The following is a 17,210-nucleotide window of genomic DNA, read 5'->3' as shown; positions in this document are numbered from 1 at the left end:
ACGGGACGATCCGCCATGACATGGGAGTTCATCGACAACCGGCGCGGCAGGCGGCGACACTGCTCGCCGTGACCACACAGAGCACGACCCCCGACAACAAGACCATCCTTCAGCGGGCCCTGTCGGCCCTGGTGGAGACCGGCGACGTCGACGCGCTCGCGCCGCTGCTGAGCGACGGCTTCGTCCACCACCGGCCGGACGGGACCTCCTCGACCAAGGCGCGATGGCTGGACGCCGTGCGCACCGCGCTCGTCCCGCTCGCCGGCATGCGGGTGGAGGTCCGGCACCTGCTGGCCGAGGGCGACCACGTCGTGATGCACTCGCGGCGATGGCTGCCCGAAGGCGGACCGGAGATCACCGTCGTCGACATCTGGCGCCTGGACGGCGGCCTGATCGCCGAGGGCTGGGAGATCATCGAGCCGACGGCGCAGGCGCGGGCGCACCTGACGTGGTGGGAGCCCGCCGGCCGCTGACGCCGGCCGTACCGGCCGCGCTCACCGTCTCCAGGGGTACCGGTCGTGGGCGGGGTCGCCGGTGGCGCGCATCCAGGCGTCCAGGGCGGCCCGCTTCGCGGCCAGCACGGCGGCGCTCGCGGGGGAGGTGTCCCGCGCGAGGTTGCGCAGCGCGTGGGGGTCCCGTTCGAGGTCGTAGAGCTCCTCGGGCGCCCGGTGCTGGTAGAAGGCGACGCGCTCGGCGACGGCCGGGTCGGTGGCGGCGGCGGTGACCATGGCGCGCCAGGTCAGGCCGGACATGTTCTCGGCCTGGTAGCTCGCCTGGCCGTCGGACCAGGCGTTCCAGATGTAGCTCCAGCGCGGGCCGTGGACGCCGCGCATGTCGTAACGGGTGTCGGCGGCGGACTTGTGGAAGACGGTGGTGACCGAGCCGCGCCCGGCCTGGACGCCGCCGCCGAGCAGCGGGGTGAGATCGCGCCCGTCGAGGCCGCCGGGCACGGGAGCGCCGGCGGCGCGGCAGAGCATGGGGAACAGGTCCAGGGTGGAGACGAAGTGCGTGCGGTCGGCGTGCCGGGGGCGGGTGACGCCCGGCCAGCGGACGACGAGCGGCGTGCGGGTGCTGTGCGCGTAGCAGTTGGCCTTCGCGTACGGCACCGCGATGCCGTTGTCCGACATGAAGACCACGAGGGTGCCGGCGGCCAGCCCGGACGTCTCCAGGGCGGCCAGCACGGCGGCCAGCGTGTCGTCGGCGCGGCGGGCGCTGCTGAGGTACTCGGCGAACTCCTGGCGGACGGCGGGCAGGTCGGGCAGGAACCCGGGCACGGCGGCCTCGTCCGGCGTGTAGACCCGTGAGGGGGTGGCCATCGTGGCCCGTTGCTCGGGGGTGAAGGCGATCCGCTCGGCGGCGCTGCCGTGGAAGGGGCGGTGCGGGTCCTCGGCGTTGGCCATCAGGAAGAACGGCCGCCCCTCCGCCTTGGCCCGCTCGAACAGGGTGGCCGCCGCCTGCGCGTAGCGGGCCGGATCGCGTCCCATGCCGAGCTCGGGCGGGTCGGCGCGCAGGTCCCAGGCGAACCGCTCGACCGGGGTGAGGTGGGAGGCCTTGCCGAGGATGCCGGTCAGGTAGCCGCGCGGGCGCAGCAGGTCGTTCAGGACCGGCACGTCGTCGCGGATCGGCTCGAAGCCCTCCGCGCCGTTGCGGTGCGGGTAGCGGCCGGTCAGCATCGCCGAGCGGCTGGGCTGGCAGATGGCGACGGGGACGTGCGTCCGGTGGAAGCTCGTGCCCTGACCGTACAGCCGGTCGATGGCGGGGGTGAGGTCGGCCCGGCCGCCGAAGCAGCCGGGGGTGTCGCCGCCCATGTCGTCGACGGTGAGCAGCAGGATGTTCGGCGCGGCCGGCCGGGAGTCGCCGCGGGCCGGGGGCGCGGGAAGGCCGAGGGGGGAGACGGCGGCGACGGTGGCGGCCCCCGACAGCAGGGCGCGTCGGGAGATCTCCGGCGCGTGGCTCACTCTGTGGTCCTTTCGTCGCGGGCAAGGAGGTCCAGGTGTAGCCGGGCGGGCGTTTCCCCGGCGTTTCCCCGCGGGCGGCACCGCCCGGCCCCGGCCCAGCCCCGGCCGGAGAGCCGCGATGACCTGGGGCGATATCCATATGTGACTTCATGCGGAGGCCATATCGATATTGGACGCGTCACGGCTGCCCGTGCTCTCCTGATCGTCCCCGGGCCGCCCCGTGAGGGCCGTCCCCGTCCCGTGAACCCCGAACCACGAGAGCAGGTGTTCGTTCATGTCCCTCGGGCAGTTCCGTCCGTCCCGCCGCGCGCTGCTGGGCGCCGCCGCCCTTCTGCCGCTGGCGGGAGGGCGGGCCGAGGCGTCGGCCGTTCCCCAGGACGCGCAGCGCTACTACGACCGCGCGGCCCGGCTGGCCGGCACCGACCCGGTGCTGCGGGCCCTGGTCAAAGCCCTCGGGCCCGACCTGGCGATGCCGGAGACCAGGCCCCTCGCGCCCCTGCGGATCTTCGACGACGTCGCGGTGCTGGGCACCACCTTCGTCCAGGCCACGGCGCTGATCACTTCGGGCGGCATCATCCTCGTCGACGCGCTGGGCTCGCCCGACGACGCCGAGAAGATCATCGTTCCGGGGCTGCGGGCGGTGGGCGCCGACCCGGCGGCCCTCAAGTACGTGGTGGTCGCCCACGGCCACAGCGACCACTTCGGCGGCGCCCAGTACCTCGCCGACCGGTACGGCGCCCGCGTGATGATGAGCCGGGCCGACTGGGACCTCGTCGCCGCCGAGCGCCCGGCCCACGCGCCCAGGCGCGACCTGGAGATCGCCGACGGCGGGCGGCTGACCCTCGGCGGCACCACGGTCACCTTCCACCACACCCCCGGCCACACCCCGGGCACCGTCTCGCCGATCTTCCCGGTGCGCTGGAAGGGGCGGCGGCACACCGCCATGTTGTGGGGCGGCACCAACCCGCCCGCCGCCACGGCCGCCAAGCGCGCCAACCTGGCCTCCGCGCTGGCCTTCGCCGCCCGGATGCGGCGGGCCGGGGTGGACGTCGAGCTGAACAACCACGGCGGCGCCGACTACGGACTGGCGCGCGTCGAGCAGCTGCGTAGCGGGTCCACGGGGGCCGCGAACCCGTTCGTCATCGGCCGGGCTAGGGCGCAGCGCTTCATGAAGGTCATGGAGATCATGCTGCGCGGCCGCATCGCCCAGGACCGGTCGGCGACCGGTGTGTGATCTACATTGTAAAGGCGTCGGTTCGGTCCAGCTCACCCCGCTCGGCGAAAAGCCTGGCGGTAGAGGCGGGGAGGCACCCCGCGGCGCTTGGTGAACCGGTCGCGCAGCACCGCCGCCGAGCGGTAGCCGACCAGGCGGGCGATCTGCTCCATGGACAGGTCGGTGGTCTCCAGCAGCTCCTCGGCCCGGTCGAGGCGCTGGGTCAGCAGCCAGGCGTGCGGCGTGGTGCCGGTGAGCGCCTTGAAGCGGCGGGCGAAGGAGCGCGGGCTCATCAGCGCGGTGGCGGCCATCTCCTCGACGGGCAGGGGGCGGTCGAGGTTGGCCCGGGCCCAGGCGATGACCGTGCCGAGCCGTTCGTCGTCGGGCTGGGGGAGGGGCCGGGTGATGTACTGGGCCTGGTCGCCGGGGCGGTGCGGCGGGACCACCAGCTCCCGGGCGATGGCGTTGGCCACGGCGGCGCCGTGCTCGCGGCGCAGCAGGTGCAGGCACATGTCCAGGCCGGCGGCGGCGCCGGCGCCGGTGACCAGGGATCCCTCGTCCACGTAGAGCGCGGTGGCGTCCACGGTGACGGTGGGGTGGCGGGCGGCCAGCTCGGCGGCCAGGCTCCAGTGGGTGGTGGCGCGCCTGCCGTCGAGCAGTCCCGTGCCGGCCAGGAGGAAGGTGCCGGTGCAGAAGGCGGCCAGGACGGCGCCGCGGGCGTGGGCGGCGCGCAGTGCGTCGGCGACGGCGGGTGGGGGAGCGGGCCGTGACTCCTCGCGTGGCAGCAGGACGACGAGGTCGGCGTGGTGCAGGGCGTCCAGGCCCTGGTCCACCGTGACGGTCAGGCCCAGGTCGGTGCTCAGCCGTGCGGGTCGCTCGGCGCAGACGGTGAAGGCGAACTCCGGCAGCCCCTGCCGGGAGCGGTCGGCGAACACCTTGCCGATGGCGCCGAGCCCGAACGCGCTCACTCCGTCGGTGGCGTAGGCGACCACCCTGCGGAAACCGGTCACCGGCCCATCATGGCAGAAAAACTGCGAACATCTGCGAATCTGCCACTGGTTCGGGGGCGCGGTCTCGCGCATGCTTACCGGTCATGGACGACACACCAGCGGGCCGGAGCGCGTCGTACGCCGTGCTGTACACCGGTTACGGCGCTCCGGGCGTCGCGAGCACGGTCGGTTACATCGAGGACGGTGACCTGCGGGTGGTGACCGATCCGGGCATGGTGCGGCACCGTTCGCTCATCCTGGATCCCCTGCGCGCGCTCGGCGTCGCGCCGGAGCAGGTCACGGATGTGATCTTCAGTCATCACCATCCCGATCACACGCTCAACGCGGCGCTCTTCCCGGACGCCCGCTTCCACGATCATTGGGCCGTCTACCAGGGGGACCGGTGGACGTGGCGGGACGCCGACAGTCACGAACTGAGCCCGTCGATCAGGCTGATCCGCACGCCGGGCCACACGGCGGAGGACATCACCACGCTGGTCGGCACCGGCGGGGGAGTGGTCGCCTTCACGCATCTGTGGAACGACGAGACCTCGGTGGGGGACCGGCACGCGGTGGACCTGGCGGCGTTGCACGCCGGCCGGCGCCGGCTGCTGGGGGTGGCCGACGTCATCGTGCCCGGTCACGGTCCCGCGTTCGGGGTGCGGGGCGCGCGGTGACGGGAAGTGGTCGAAGGCTGGCGGGATAGCGCTTTTCCCGGGGAGGGCGGGCGGCCAGCATGGCGGTACCGTTCCGCGTCCCGGGGGCTGTTTTCTGCCGGTGGCGGGCGGGTCTTGCCGGTTGTTTCCTGCCATTGGGCGTTCGCGCAGGTCGGAGTGTTCAGAACGGGGGTTGTCGCGGGGTGCGGCATGCAGGCGACGTCCAGCGTTCCGTCATCGTGCCTTCCTACTGTGGGTCTCGAACGTGATGTCGACCGGAAGGAGACCTAGTGCTGCGAACGGCACCGAGACCTTCGCTCGCGACGGGCCTGTGTCACAGCGGGTGGGACCAGTACGTGCCGCGCGTCCCGTTCCGTTCCGTGGTCGCCTACGCCAGCCAGGGCGTGAGTCTGCTGGGGTTGAGCGGGGTGGGTAACGTTTTCGCCGATCGGTCGTCGCTGGGGCTGCCTGCTTTCACCTATCGGGTGTGCAGTGACGAGAACCGCGCGTTGTGCACCGACCTGGGCGTGCTCATGGCGGTCAATCGTGGTCTGGAGGACATGGAGAGCGCCGATCTGATCATCCTGCTGCCCACCGGCGCGGTGCCGCCGCCGGTGGGCCGGGCGCTGGCGGACGCGCTGCGGTGCGCGTACCGGCGGGGGACGATCATCGCCGCGTTCGGCACGGGGACCTGGCTGCTGGCGGGGACGGGGTTGCTGGACGGCCGCCGGGCCGCCGCCGATCCGGCCCTGGCGGGGCGGCTGGCGGCGGCCTATCCCGCGATCGCGGTGGAGCGGGACGTCCCGTACGTGGACGAGGGCGGCATCGTGACCGGCGCGGACGGGGCCGCCGGCATCGACATGTGCCTGCACCTGCTGCGCCGTGAGCACGGCGGGGCGGTGCGTGACGCGGTGGCCCGGGACGCGATGATCGTGGCGTGCCCGTCGCCGGAGCCGGGCGCCGGCCTTCCCGCCGGCCCGCGACCCGCCGCTCCGCGACCCGTCGGCCCGCGACCCGCCGGCCCGCGGCTTGCCGGTCAGCGGCTCGCCGGCCTGCGGCCGGCCGACTCGCCGTCGGTCGGTTCCCCGTCGGTCGGCTCCCCGTCGGCCGGCGGGGACGAGATGTGGCTGGCCGACCTGCTGGTCTGGGCGCGTGACCGGCTCCAGCAGTCGCTGTCGGTGGCCGAGCTGGCCCAGCAGGCGTTGATGAGCACGCGGACCTTCGCCCGCCGCTTCCGCGAGGTCACGGGCACCACGCCGTACGCGTGGCTGAACGAGCAGCGCCTGGACCAGGCCGAGGAGCTGCTCAGGACGACCGACCTGTCCGTCGAGAAGATCGCCCACGCGGTGGGTTTCGCCTCCAGCGGCGCGCTTCGCGCGCACTTCGGCAGGCGGCACGGCGTGTCACCGCGCGCCTACCGCCAGACCCTGGCCCGCTCGGGCGCGCGGGGCGTGCCGCCGGACGAGGGCGGGCCGGGATGCTGAGGCGCGGGGGTACGGCGGGACGGGCCGGCGTGACGGCGGGGCGTGACGGGTGCGCCGGCAGGACCCGACGGCGAGACGCGAGGCGAGACACGGCAGCGAGGCGAGACGCGGCGGCGAGGCGGCGCGCGACCGGTCCACGGGAGCTGGACCGGCAGCCGCAGCCTCACCGACTCCGACCCGGCTACCGGGCACCGGGCTCGACGCCGGTCCCAGCACCGGACTCGGTGCCGGATTGGGCATCGGGCTGGACGCCGGACTCGGCTACGGGTTCGGCACCGGAACCGGCGCCGGGCTGGGCGCCGGGCTGGACGCCGGAATCGGCGCTGGGCTGGGCGCCGGGCTCGGCGCCGGGTCGGGGTACGGAATGGACGCCGAGTTCCCGCAGTATCTGCTCGGCCTGCCGCCGGTGGGCGGCTCCGGCCGTGCCCGTGACGGCCTCGCCGAGCGTGTGGAGCGTGTGGGCCTCGCCCAGCCGGTGGCCGGTCTCGCGGTGGATCTCCAGGGCGGTGCGCGCCTGCCGGGCGGCCTCGGCACGGTTCCCGGTGGCCAGCGCGATGGTGGCGAGCGCGGTGTGGGCCTGGCCTTCCAGGACGCGCGAGGAGCGTTCGCGGGCGAGCCGGAGCGCCCGCTCGGCGAACGTGACCGCCTCGGCCCCCGCTTCGACCCGGCTCCCGGTCCCGACCCCGACCCCGGTCCCGACCCCGGTCCCGCTCCCGGCGCCAGTCCTGGTCCCGAGCTCGGCCCGGCTCCCCGTTCTGGCGCCGGTCCCGGCGCCGGCGTCGGTCCTGATCAGTGCGCCGGCGGCGGTGGCGGCGCCGACCAGGGCGGTGCCCGTGATCGCCGGGTGGACGTCGCCGGCGATCTCCGCGGCGCGCTGGTGGTGCTCCAGGGCCTGGCGCGGGTGGCCGGTGTAGCGGTGCAGCTTGCCGAGGGCGTTGTGCGCCAGCGACAGCGCGTGGCGGTCGTTCAGGTCGCGGCCGCGCGTCAGGGACTCCTGGCCGAGGGCCAGCGCGGTGTCGTACCGGCCGAGCTCGGCGTGCACCTCGGCCAGCACCGCCAGGGTGGGCAGCTCGACCACGGGGGCCATCGCCTGGACGCTGCGGGCGCGTGCCTGCTCCAGGTACCGCAGCGCGGCCTGGAAGTCGCCCCGCAGGTGGCAGACCTCCCCGAGGTTGAGCGCGAGGATGCCGTCGAGGTCCGGGTGCAGCTCGGCGGCCGTGGCGAGATGGCGGAAGGCGTCCGCCAGCCGGCCGAGCTGGGCGTAGGCGCCGGCGAGGTTGACGTGCTTGACGCCCAGCCACGCCGTCCGGCCGTCCTCCTCGTCGAGCGCGATGCCTTCCAGGAGGAAGCTGACGGCGTCCCGTACCTGGCCGAAGCGCATGTGGTGGCCGCTGAGGTTGTTGACGATGGAGGACGCGCCGGCCTTCCACCCGCCCTGCCGGGCGAGGGCGAGCGCCTGCTCGTACAGGGGGAGGGCTTCGCGCCGGTCCTGGAAGGCGTGGGCGTCGGCCAGGGCCAGCGTGGCGGCGGCCTGTCCGGTGAGGTCGCCCTCCGCTTCGGCCGCCGCCGCGGCGGCGCGGGCGGAGGGGATCCAGTCGGCCATGTTCCCGCTGGCCCAGAAGTGGCTGCGCATGGTGTCGATGAGCAGCCACGCCGAGCGTCTGGGGCCGGAGCGGGCGGCGGCGTGGACGGCGGCGACCAGGTTGCGGTGCTCGGTGGCCAGCCATCGCGCGGCGGGGGCGAGGTCGGTGAACGCGGGGACCGGCATGCCGTCGGGGGCGGGTTCCAGGGGCAGCCGTCCCCAGTGGGGGTGGCTGCGCTCGACGGCGGCCCGGGTGGCCAGCAGGTACCAGTCGTAGAGGCGTTGCCTCGCCTCGGCCGCGTCGCGGGGGCTCTCCTGCGCGGCGGCGCGCTCGGCGGCGTAGAGCCGCAGCAGGTCGTGGAAGCGGTAGCGGCCGGGGCCGACCCGGTCGACGAGGTTGGCGCCGGCCAGCCGTGCCAGCTCCGGCCGGATGCGCGCGAGGCTCGATCCGGTCAGGGCGGCGGCCGCCTCGGCGCTGAAGTCGGTGCCCGGTACGAGGCCGAGCAGCCGGAACAGCCGCGCGGTGGAGGCGGGCAGCGCGCGGTAGGACAGCTCGAAGGCGGCCTGGACCGCGGTGCTGGCGGTGCCGTCGATGGCGAGTTCGGCCAGCCGGTCGCCCTCGCGCAGGGCGGTGATGTACTCCGGCACGGTGGCGTAGACGCCGCGGCTGATGTTGGCGGCGGCGATCCGCAGCGCCAGCGGCAGGTACGCGCACAGCCGGGCGAGCTGCTGGAGCTGGTGGGCGGGCACGTCGCCGGCGGCCGGGCCGAGTGCCCGTCGTAGCAGGGCGACGGCTTCCTCGGCGTCGAGGACGTCCAGCTCGACCATGAGCGCGTCGTCGTGGACCTTCAGCCCGGACAGGTCGTGGCGGCTGGTGACGACGACCACGCTGTCGCGGTTGGCGGGGATGAGCGGGCGGACCTGCTGGGGGTCGGTCACGTTGTCCAGCACGAGCAGCATGCGGCGTTCGGCGGTGAGGGAGCGGAACAGCGCGCTGCGGGCCTCGGCGTCGAGCGGTACGGTCTGCGGGGGCACCCGGAGCGCGAGCAGGAAGCCGGCCAGCGCGTCCGCGGGGGTCTTGGCGGCGCTCTCGGAGTAGCCGTGCAGGTTGTAGTAGAGCTGGCCGTCGGGGAAGTGGTGCCGTACGTGGTGGCCCCAGTGGACGGCCAGTGAGGTCTTGCCCACTCCGGCGGTGCCGCTGATCACCGCGACGCGGGCCGCGGCCGGTGGCGCGTCGGGGGCCGACAGGTAGGCGTTCAGCACGCCGATCTGCTCCTGGCGGCCGGTGAAGGCGGCGAGGTCGGGGGGGAGTTGGGCGGGGGCCGTCGTGGCGGCCGGCGTCAGGGCCGGGGCGGGGGTGCCGTCGCGGGGGGCGGGGCCGTCCTGGCACAGGACGCGGGCGCGGGCGTCGCGCAGCTCCGGGCCGGGGTCGATGCCGAACTCGGTCCTGAGCCGGTCGCGCAGGTCGTCGTAGAGGCGTAGTGCGGCGGCGCGCTGGCCGGAGGCGGCGAGGGCCAGCAGGATCCGCGCGTTGAGCGCTTCGTGCAGGGGTTCGGCGGCGGCGACCTGGTGCAGCCGTTCCAGGGCCGGTCCGGGGTCGGCGTGCTCCAGGACGAGGTCGGCGTACTCCAGTGCCGCGGTCAGGCGCTGCTGGGCGAGGGCGACGACCATGGGGTGCTGGAAGGTGTGGGCGGAGAGGTCGGCCAGCGGTTGTCCGCGCCACAGCGACAGCGCCTGCTCGTAGCCGCGCCGCGCGTCCTCGGGGCGGCCCGCGGCGCGGTCGGCGGCGGCGCGGGCGAGCAGGGCGGTGAACTCCAGCAGGTCGCTCTGTCCCGCCTCCAGGTGGAGGCGGTAGCCGGCGCCGGAACGGCCGATGAGTTCCTGGCCGGCGCCGGCGGCGGCGAGGAAGCGGCGCAGCCGCGAGACGTGGCCGTGTACCAGGTTCAGGTAGGAGGCGGGGATGTCCTCCTCCCAGAGGAAGTCGACGATCTCGGTGTGGGTGACGACCTCGCCGGCGCGGAGGGTGAGCAGTCCGAGCAGGCGGCGCTGCGCGGGGGGCTTGAGCTCGATCAGGTCGCCGCGGACGCGGATGGTCAGCGGGCCCAGCACGTCGATGCGTACGGCGGGGGCGGCCGCCGGTCGGTCGGGTGCCGTGCCGGTCCGCTGGAGCAGGTCGAGCTCGGCGGCCGACAGTCCGACGGCCTCGGCGAGCCGCTGCTTGGAGCGCTGGTGGAGCCGCAGGACGGCGCCTTGTTCGATGTTGCGGAGGGAGCGGACGCTCAGCCCGGCGCGGTCGGCCAGCTCCTGTTGCGTGATCCCGGTTCGTCTCCGGTAGGCGAGCAGGAACTCCCGCAACGTCATAGAGCGTCTCCCTGGCGTGTGGTGGCGGTCCCGCCGGCGGTGATCTTGTCGGGCGTTTCCATGCTAGTGACGACGGCCGGGAGCCGATGGAACACGCGGATTTACGGCGCTTTATACGTCTTTTGGTAAGTTGTCAGGAGGTGTGCCGGGAAGTCTGGTCGGCGGATTGACAGCCCGTCCCCGTCCCGAACGGAGCTCCATGCCCGGCACCCCGGCCCCTTCCTCCCGTCCCGCGGCGTCCCCGCCGGCCCGCCCCGCGCCGCGGTTGCCCGGCCGGAGCACCTGGCCCGAGGCGCGCCGTGTCGCCGACATCCTGCGCAAGGAGACCATCGGCGGCGCGCTGCTGCTGGCCGCCGCGCTGGCGGCGCTGGTCTGGGCGAACTCGCCGTGGGCGGGGGCGTACCACGACCTGCGCGCGTTCCGGGCCGGGCCCGCCGCGCTGCACCTCGACCTCGACCTGGCCACCTGGGCCGCGGACGGCCTGCTGGCGATCTTCTTCTTCGTGGCGGGGCTGGAGCTGAAACGCGAGTTCCTCGCGGGTGACCTGCGCGATCCGCGGCGGGCGGCGGTGCCGGTGGCCGCGGCCTTCGGCGGGGTGGCCGTGCCCGCGCTGGTGTACCTGGCGATCGCCGGGCCCGCCGGGGCGCCCGAGGGCTGGGCGATCCCGACCGCCACCGACATCGCGTTCGCGCTGGCCGTGCTGGCGGTGATCGGCCGCTCCCTGCCGGCCGCGCTGCGGACCTTCCTGCTGACCCTGGCCGTGGTGGACGACCTGATCGCCATCTTCGTCATCGCCGTCTTCTACACCGCGCAGCTCGCGGTGCTGCCGCTGCTGGCCGCCGCCGTGCCCGTGGCGGCCTTCGCCGTGCTGGTCCGGCGGGGGGTGCGGTCGTGGTGGCTGCTGCTGCCGGTGGCGTTCGCCGCCTGGGCGCTGGTCCACGCCTCGGGCGTGCACGCCACCGTGGCCGGGGTGCTGCTGGCGCTGACCGTCCCGGTCCTGGCGCGCAAGAGGGCGGGCGGGACGGCCGCCGGCGCCGGGCCGGCCGAGGACCCCGGTGCCGGGCCGGCCGAGCACCCCGGCGCCGGGCCGGCCGAGCACTTCGAGCACCGGTTCCGGCCGGTCTCGGCGGGCGTGGCCGTGCCCGTCTTCGCGTTCCTCTCCGCCGGGGTGAGCTTCGGCGGCCCGGACGGCCTGGCCGCAGTGCTGGCGGAGCCGGTCGTGGTGGGCGTCCTGGCCGGGCTGCTGGCCGGCAAGCCGCTCGGCATCCTGGCCGCGACCTGGCTGGTGGCCCGCTTCACCCGCGCCACCCTGGACGAGGGCCTGGCCTGGCTGGACCTGGCGGGGCTGGCCGTCCTGGCCGGCGTCGGGTTCACCGTGTCGCTGCTGATCGGCGAGCTGGCCTTCGGGCCGGCCGGCGCGGAGCAGGTGAAGGTGGCCGTGCTGGCCGGTTCGCTGGGGGCGGCGCTGCTGGCCGCGGTGATCCTGGGGCTGCGGGGGCGGGTCCACCGGCGCGCGGTCGCGGGGCAGGAGCATCAATAATCTGTTGTCAACGGATCGTTGAAAGCGCATGGTGGTGTCATGGACATCACCGCTTCGCATGACGACTACCGGCGCCGCCTCATGGCCGCGCACGCCGCCCGCACCCGGCTGCTCGACCGTTTCGGCACCGGCGACCGGCCACGCCCGCAGGACCCGGCCGCGCCGCCGGTGCCGGCCACGGAGCTGGTGCGCCTGGTCCTCGAGGCCGCTCACGACCCCGGCGACGGCGCCCCCGAGGTCGGGCCGGAGGACCTGGCGGACGCGCTGCAGATGATCGTGCCGATCCGGCGTTCCATCGACAGCATGGAGTACCAGGCCGTCGCGGCCGCCCGCCGGGCCGGCCTGACGTGGCGGCAGGTCGCCGACGCCCTCGCCCTCGAAAGCCCGCAGGCCGCCCAGCAACGTTTCCAGCGCCTCGCCGTACGGCTCGACCAGACCGCCGGCCCCTTCGGGCGGCCCGGGCCCGCCGGCGAAGGACGGCCGTGACGACCGGGGGACCGGGGGACCGGGGGACCGGGGGACCGTTCCCCTCGCGAACATCCCTTGTCTTTACGCTATGTTCAGTACATACTGAATATTATGGAAGATAACGACAGGTGGCTGGAATGACGGACGACCGGGAGCGCGTCCTGGAGTGGGTGGAGCAGGCGGCCGTCTTCTGCACCGACGAGTACGCCGTGCCCCCCATCGCCGGCCGCGTGCTGGCCTGGCTGATGATCTGCGAGCCCGCCGAGCAGTCGGCGGGCCAGATCGCCGAGGCGATCGGCGCGAGCAGGGCGTCGCTGGCCACCAGCATGCGCCTGCTCATCGACGCCGGGTTCGTACGCCGCCGCACCCGCCCGGGACAGAAGACCCACTACTACCGGGTGGACGACGACGCCTGGGAGCGGGTCGTCCGGCGCAGGGTCGCGGGCCTGGCCGCGTTCCGCGAGATCACCGCGGCGGGCATGCAACTGGCCGGCTCCGATCCCGCGCGCACCGGGCGGCTGCGCGCGGCGCACGACGTCTTCGACTGGATGGACAAGGCCTTCGCGAGCATGCCGGGGCCGCGACGCGAGGGAGACACCGATGAGGCGTGAGCGGGGTCGCAGCGCGATCGTGGCCGGGGCCGGGATCGGAGGGCTGGCCGCGGCCGTCGGCCTGCTGCGCGGCGGATGGGACGTGACCGTGCTGGAGCGGGCCCCGGAGCTGGGGGAGGTGGGCGCCGGCTGGTCGTTCGCGCCCAACGCGCTGCGCGCGGCCGACGCCCTGGGCGTCGGCGAGGAGTTCCGGGCGTGCTCGGTGCCCACCGAGGCGGGCGCCACGATGCGGCTGCCGGACGGCACCTACCTGATGCGGTTCCAGCCGGACGCCGACCCGGCGCTGCTCGCCAACCACCGCGCCGACCTGCAACGCGTGCTGTCCCGGCACGTGCCGGCCGGGCGGATCCGCACCGGCGCCGAGGTGACCGGCGTCCGCCAGGACGGCGACGGCGTCACGGTCACCTGCCGTGACGGCGCCGAGACGCGCGCCGACCTGCTGGTCGGGGCCGACGGCATCCACAGCGCGGTACGCCGCGCCGTCTGGCCGGACGCGCCCGGCCCCGTCTTCCAGCGCATCCTGTGCTGGCGCGGGGTGACGGAGCCGGGCGCGGTCCGGGCGGTGCGCGGGTTCCAGACCTGGGGCCGCGGCGCCCGGTTCGGCGCGCACCCGCTGACCGGCGAGCGGGTGTTCTGGTTCCTCACCGTCCGCCAGGAGCGGCCCGGCGCGCGCTTCGACGACGATCTCGGCGAGGTGGCGGCCAGGATGCGCGGCTGGCACGAGCCCATCCCGGCCCTGCTGGCCGCCACTCCGCCCGAAGCGGTGCTGTGCCACGACATCTACGACCTGGACCCGCTGCCCTCCTACGCCGAGGGCCGCGTCGCGCTGCTGGGCGACGCCGCCCACGCGATGACCCCCTTCCTGGCCCAGGGCGCCTGCCAGGCGCTGGAGGACGCCGTCGTGCTCGCGGCCGAGACCGCCGCGGCGGCCCGGACGGGCTCCGTCCAGGAGGCCCTGAACCGCTACGACCGGGCCCGCCGCCCCCGCGCCCAGCAGGTGCAGCGCATGGCCAGGACCGACCCCAGGCTCAGCCTGTCCACCAGCGGCGCCACCTACCGGCTCATGACCACGATGACCCGCCTGGCCTCCTCCGGCGTGGCCCGCCGCAAGAGCGCCCGGCTCTGGGAGTGGGCTCCTCCCGCTCTGTCCACGGAAGGCACACGATGACGATCGAGCACCTCAGGTTCCGCAGCGGCGACGTACACTGCGCGGCCGACCTCTATCTGCCGCCGGAAGCCGACGGGCCGGTGCCCGGCGTGGTGATGGGGCACAGCGTCCACATGGTCAAGGAGGCGCTGGCTCCCGGCGCCGCCTACCTGGTCCGGGCCGGCTTCGCCGTCCTCGCGATCGACTACCGCACCATCGGCGCCAGCGAGGGCCGCCCGCGCGGCCAGGTCTTCCCGCACCGCTACGTCGACGACGTCCGCAACGCCGTCACCTGCCTGCAAGGCCGCCCCGAGGTGGACCCCGCCAGGATCGGGCTGTGGGGGCACAGCCTGGGCGCCACCGTGGCGATCCAGGCCGCGGCCCTCGACCGCCGGGTGAAATGCGTCGCCTGCCAGAACCCCAGCATGTTCAACGGCTGGCGCGCCATGGAGAAGGCCCGCGGCCGGGCCGGCGTCCAGGCGATGCTGGATGTCGTCGACGAGGACCTGCGGCGGCGCCAGGAGACGGGGGAGGGGATCCGCATGCCGCTGCTCGGCACCGGCGACCCGCACATCGTGGACTACCTGCGCCTGGCCGAGGAGGTCTACCCCACGTTCGACGACGAGGTGGAGGCCGAGTCGCTGGCGCAGGTGCTGCAATGGGCGCCGGAGGCGTTCATCGAGCGCGTCGCCCCCCGGCCGCTCCTCATGGTCACCGGGCGCGAGGACCTCACCCACGACATCGACGAGGTCCTGGCCGCCTACGACCGCGCCCGCGAGCCCAAACGCCTGGAGATCCTGCCGTACGACGAGCGCGGCCTGTCCGTGGAGCCCGGCCTCGGCCAGGCGATGAGCCTCGCGGCCGAATGGTTCCGCCGGCACCTGGTCGAGGCGGAGCCGTTCGTGCCCTCCCCGCCGGCCGACGAGGTACGCGCCAGGGGGTTGCGCCCCGAGTTCGCCCCCCGGTGATCGTCCGGCTGTGACCGCATGCCCCCGCCGGGCTGTCATCGCCTCATGGCGATTGACCCCGGCGGGGGCCCGCGCGTCAGCACCGACATCGCCGCCGGCCTCCCCCCGGCGGCCGCACTGTTCCGCTTTCCGGGCCGGCTGTCGGATCCAGGGGTCCGCCGATCGTCTGTAGAGGTGAGGAGCGACCGAACCAGCCCGAAGGAGCGCGTCATGCACCCCACCCTCAACACGATCGACCTCGTGGTGTCCGACCTGGACGCCTCGATCGCCTTCTACGCCCGCCTCGGCCTCACGTTCAAGATCGACGAGCACGCGCCCGAGCACGCCGGCTGCGACCTGCCGAACGGCCTGCACCTCATGTTGGACACCGAGGGCTTCCGCACGCCGTTCCTGCCCGGCTGGAGCGCGCCGACCGGCGGGCCGCGTACCCTGCTGTGCTTCGAGTTCGACACCCCGGCCGAGGTGGACGCCGCGTACGCTGAGCTCGTCGAGGCGGGCCACCGGGGGATGGCCGAGCCGTTCGACGCGTTCTGGGGGATGCGCTACGCCACCGTGGCCGACCCCGACGGCAACGGCGTCGACCTGTACGCCGCCCTTCCCGCCCGCTGACCGGCCCGACCGTCGAAAAGGAGCCCGGCATGAAGTACGTGCTGATGTTCGTCGAGACCGAGGAGTTCGCCCAGCGGCTGGAGGCGATGGGGGAGCTGGACCGCGAGGCCGCCTACGCCGCGGTGGGACAGTGGTTCGCCGACCACGCCGACCAGATCACCCACCACACGCACCTGGCGCCCGTCCACACCGCCACCACCGTGCGGCTCGGCCAGGGGGAGCCGGTGATCACCGACGGGCCGTTCGTGGAGGGCAAGGAGGTGGTGAGCGGGTTCGCCGAGGTCGAGGTCGCCGACCTGGACGAGGCGCTGAAGCTGGCCCGCTCCTGGCCGGCCTGCCCCATCGTGGAGATCCGCCCCGCCTCGTGAACGAGCCGGCGCACGAGGAGGTGCTGGCCCGCGTGGTACGCGAGCACGCGGGCCGGCTCGCCGCGTCCCTGGTCGGGCTGCTGGGCGACTTCTCCGCCGCCGAGGACCTGGTCCAGGACGCGATCGAGACCGCGCTGCGCCGCTGGCCCGCCGAAGGGATCCCCGAGCGGCCGGACGCGTGGTTGTTCACGGTGGCCCGGCGGCGCGGCCTGGACGTCCTGCGCCGCGAGTCCAACCACCGCGCCAAGCTCGCCCGGACCCACCTGCCCGAGCCCGCGCCGCGCGACGACCGGCTACGGCTGATCTTCACCTGCTGCCACCCGGCGCTGTCCCGGGCGGCGCGGATCGCGCTGACGCTGCGGGTGGTGTGCGGGCTCGGCACGGCCCAGATCGCCGCCGCGTTCCTGGTGCCCGAGACCACCGTGGCCCAGCGCATCACCCGCGCCAAACGGAAGATCGGCGAAGCCGGCATCCCCTACCGCCTGCCCGCCGCCGAGGACCTGCCGCAGCGGCTGGAGGCCGTGCTGGCGGTCATCTACCTGCTGTTCAACGAGGGCTACCTGTCCAGCACGGCCGACCGGGCCCAGGCCCGCGACCTGGTGGAGGAGGCGGAATGGCTGGCCGCGCTGCTGACCGGCCTGCTGCCCAAGGAGCCGGAGGCGGCCGGGCTGCTGGCGCTGATCCGGCTGCACCGGGCGCGCGGCGCGGGCCGCTTCGACCCCTCGGGACGGCTGGTGCTGCTGCCCGACCAGGACCGCTCGCTGTGGGACCGCGCCGCCATCGCCGACGCCACCGCGCTGCTGACCCGGGCGGCCCGCACCCACCGCCGGCCGGGGCCGTACCAGCTGCAGGCGGCGATCGTGGCCTGCCACGCCGAGGCCGAGACCTTCGCCGACACCGACTGGGCGCAGATCCTCGTCCTGTACGACATGCTGCTGCACCTGGCGCCCTCGCCGGTCACCCGGCTGCACCGCGCCGTCGCCCTGCGCCACGTGAAAGGAGCGCACGCGGCCCTGGCCGAGCTGGCCGGCCTGGACCGGGAGCTGGAGCGCTACCCGCTGCTGCACGCCACCCGAGCCGAGCTGCTGCGCGCACTGGGCCACCCCGAACAGGCCCGCCAGGCCGACGAGCGCGCCCTAGCCCTGACCGCCAACCCCGCCCAGCAGGCCCTGCTGACCGAACGCCTGCAATGGACCTGACCCGCGCGGCGTCCCGCCCGGCCCGCCGGCGCCGGCCGCCGCCTGAGCCGCCGCGGG

15 protein-coding genes are annotated in these 17,210 nt (G+C 74.7%); 12 read left to right on the top strand and 3 right to left on the bottom strand.

What is annotated here, in order from left to right; genetic code table 11:
• The first annotated feature begins 68 nt into the window (after positions 1-68).
• Complete coding sequence (locus tag AB0H75_RS46455) at positions 69-473, top strand: nuclear transport factor 2 family protein (RefSeq protein WP_367807761.1); 405 nt, start codon at positions 69-71, stop codon at positions 471-473.
• A 21-nt stretch (positions 474-494) separates the two neighbouring features.
• Here AB0H75_RS46455 and AB0H75_RS46450 read toward each other — a convergent pair whose 3' ends face one another.
• Positions 495-1,958 carry a sulfatase gene (locus tag AB0H75_RS46450; RefSeq protein ID WP_367807759.1) on the bottom strand — a complete coding sequence of 488 codons (1,464 nt, stop codon included), beginning with the start codon at positions 1,956-1,958 and terminating at the stop codon, positions 495-497.
• A 274-nt stretch (positions 1,959-2,232) separates the two neighbouring features.
• Here AB0H75_RS46450 and AB0H75_RS46445 point away from each other — a divergent pair, with 274 nt between their 5' ends.
• Positions 2,233-3,192 (top strand): MBL fold metallo-hydrolase, encoded by a 960-nt coding sequence (locus AB0H75_RS46445; protein ID WP_367807757.1) that lies wholly within the window; start codon positions 2,233-2,235, stop codon positions 3,190-3,192.
• A 32-nt stretch (positions 3,193-3,224) separates the two neighbouring features.
• Here AB0H75_RS46445 and AB0H75_RS46440 read toward each other — a convergent pair whose 3' ends face one another.
• A complete protein-coding gene (locus tag AB0H75_RS46440; protein WP_367807755.1) occupies positions 3,225-4,181 on the bottom strand; it encodes a GlxA family transcriptional regulator in 957 nt (318 codons plus the stop codon).
• A gap of 83 nt (positions 4,182-4,264) precedes the next feature.
• Between AB0H75_RS46440 and AB0H75_RS46435 the strand changes: the two genes are divergently transcribed.
• Both AB0H75_RS46435 and AB0H75_RS46430 read left to right on the top strand, forming a co-directional pair.
• Positions 4,265-4,837, top strand: coding sequence for an MBL fold metallo-hydrolase (locus AB0H75_RS46435; RefSeq protein ID WP_367807753.1), 573 nt, complete (start codon positions 4,265-4,267; stop codon positions 4,835-4,837).
• A gap of 464 nt (positions 4,838-5,301) precedes the next feature.
• Entirely contained in the window at positions 5,302-6,300 is a 999-nt protein-coding gene (locus AB0H75_RS46430; RefSeq protein WP_367807751.1) for a GlxA family transcriptional regulator, read from the top strand.
• 181 nt (positions 6,301-6,481) lie between these two features.
• Here the strand turns inward: AB0H75_RS46430 and AB0H75_RS46425 are convergent, their stop codons facing one another.
• Positions 6,482-10,243, bottom strand: coding sequence for a BTAD domain-containing putative transcriptional regulator (locus AB0H75_RS46425; RefSeq protein WP_367807749.1), 3,762 nt, complete (start codon positions 10,241-10,243; stop codon positions 6,482-6,484).
• 199 nt (positions 10,244-10,442) lie between these two features.
• Here AB0H75_RS46425 and nhaA point away from each other — a divergent pair, with 199 nt between their 5' ends.
• From nhaA to AB0H75_RS46385, 8 genes are all read left to right on the top strand, one after another.
• Entirely contained in the window at positions 10,443-11,783 is a 1,341-nt protein-coding gene (gene nhaA, locus AB0H75_RS46420) for a Na+/H+ antiporter NhaA (RefSeq protein WP_367807747.1), read from the top strand.
• A 39-nt stretch (positions 11,784-11,822) separates the two neighbouring features.
• A complete protein-coding gene (locus tag AB0H75_RS46415) occupies positions 11,823-12,269 on the top strand; it encodes a hypothetical protein (protein ID WP_367807745.1) in 447 nt (148 codons plus the stop codon).
• A 119-nt stretch (positions 12,270-12,388) separates the two neighbouring features.
• A complete protein-coding gene (locus AB0H75_RS46410; protein ID WP_367807743.1) occupies positions 12,389-12,862 on the top strand; it encodes a GbsR/MarR family transcriptional regulator in 474 nt (157 codons plus the stop codon).
• Positions 12,852-14,030 carry an FAD-dependent monooxygenase gene (locus tag AB0H75_RS46405; RefSeq protein ID WP_367807741.1) on the top strand — a complete coding sequence of 393 codons (1,179 nt, stop codon included), beginning with the start codon at positions 12,852-12,854 and terminating at the stop codon, positions 14,028-14,030. The genes AB0H75_RS46410 and AB0H75_RS46405 overlap by 11 nt, the downstream gene beginning before the upstream one ends.
• Positions 14,027-14,977, top strand: coding sequence for an alpha/beta hydrolase (locus tag AB0H75_RS46400; protein ID WP_367807739.1), 951 nt, complete (start codon positions 14,027-14,029; stop codon positions 14,975-14,977). Before AB0H75_RS46405 ends, AB0H75_RS46400 begins: the two co-directional genes overlap by 4 nt.
• Before the next feature lie 210 nt (positions 14,978-15,187).
• Positions 15,188-15,586 carry a VOC family protein gene (locus AB0H75_RS46395; RefSeq protein WP_367807737.1) on the top strand — a complete coding sequence of 133 codons (399 nt, stop codon included), beginning with the start codon at positions 15,188-15,190 and terminating at the stop codon, positions 15,584-15,586.
• 29 nt (positions 15,587-15,615) lie between these two features.
• On the top strand, positions 15,616-15,954 hold the full coding sequence (locus tag AB0H75_RS46390) for a YciI family protein (RefSeq protein ID WP_367807735.1): 339 nt from the start codon (positions 15,616-15,618) through the stop codon (positions 15,952-15,954).
• Positions 15,951-17,153, top strand: a complete 1,203-nt coding sequence (locus AB0H75_RS46385; protein WP_367807733.1) for an RNA polymerase sigma factor — start codon at positions 15,951-15,953, stop codon at positions 17,151-17,153. Before AB0H75_RS46390 ends, AB0H75_RS46385 begins: the two co-directional genes overlap by 4 nt.
• Positions 17,154-17,210: the final 57 nt, after the last annotated feature.

The sequence above is a fragment of the Nonomuraea sp. NPDC050783 genome, assembly GCF_040802095.1.
GTDB lineage: Bacteria > Actinomycetota > Actinomycetes > Streptosporangiales > Streptosporangiaceae > Nonomuraea.
Note: the sequence above shows the minus strand (reverse complement) of the source record. Positions and strands in the feature narration are given on the sequence as shown.

What these genes read in the sequence shown, in the direction of transcription:
- AB0H75_RS46445 (WP_367807757.1), top strand. Translation starts at nt 2,233, where the DNA reads ATGTCCCTCGGGCAGTTCCGTCCGTCCCGCCGCGCGCTGCTGGGCGCC.
- AB0H75_RS46435 (WP_367807753.1), top strand. Translation starts at nt 4,265, where the DNA reads ATGGACGACACACCAGCGGGCCGGAGCGCGTCGTACGCCGTGCTGTAC.
- AB0H75_RS46425 (WP_367807749.1), bottom strand. Translation starts at nt 10,243, where the DNA reads ATGACGTTGCGGGAGTTCCTGCTCGCCTACCGGAGACGAACCGGGATC.
- nhaA (WP_367807747.1), top strand. Translation starts at nt 10,443, where the DNA reads ATGCCCGGCACCCCGGCCCCTTCCTCCCGTCCCGCGGCGTCCCCGCCG.
- AB0H75_RS46415 (WP_367807745.1), top strand. Translation starts at nt 11,823, where the DNA reads ATGGACATCACCGCTTCGCATGACGACTACCGGCGCCGCCTCATGGCC.
- AB0H75_RS46410 (WP_367807743.1), top strand. Translation starts at nt 12,389, where the DNA reads ATGACGGACGACCGGGAGCGCGTCCTGGAGTGGGTGGAGCAGGCGGCC.
- AB0H75_RS46405 (WP_367807741.1), top strand. Translation starts at nt 12,852, where the DNA reads ATGAGGCGTGAGCGGGGTCGCAGCGCGATCGTGGCCGGGGCCGGGATC.
- AB0H75_RS46400 (WP_367807739.1), top strand. Translation starts at nt 14,027, where the DNA reads ATGACGATCGAGCACCTCAGGTTCCGCAGCGGCGACGTACACTGCGCG.
- AB0H75_RS46395 (WP_367807737.1), top strand. Translation starts at nt 15,188, where the DNA reads ATGCACCCCACCCTCAACACGATCGACCTCGTGGTGTCCGACCTGGAC.
- AB0H75_RS46390 (WP_367807735.1), top strand. Translation starts at nt 15,616, where the DNA reads ATGAAGTACGTGCTGATGTTCGTCGAGACCGAGGAGTTCGCCCAGCGG.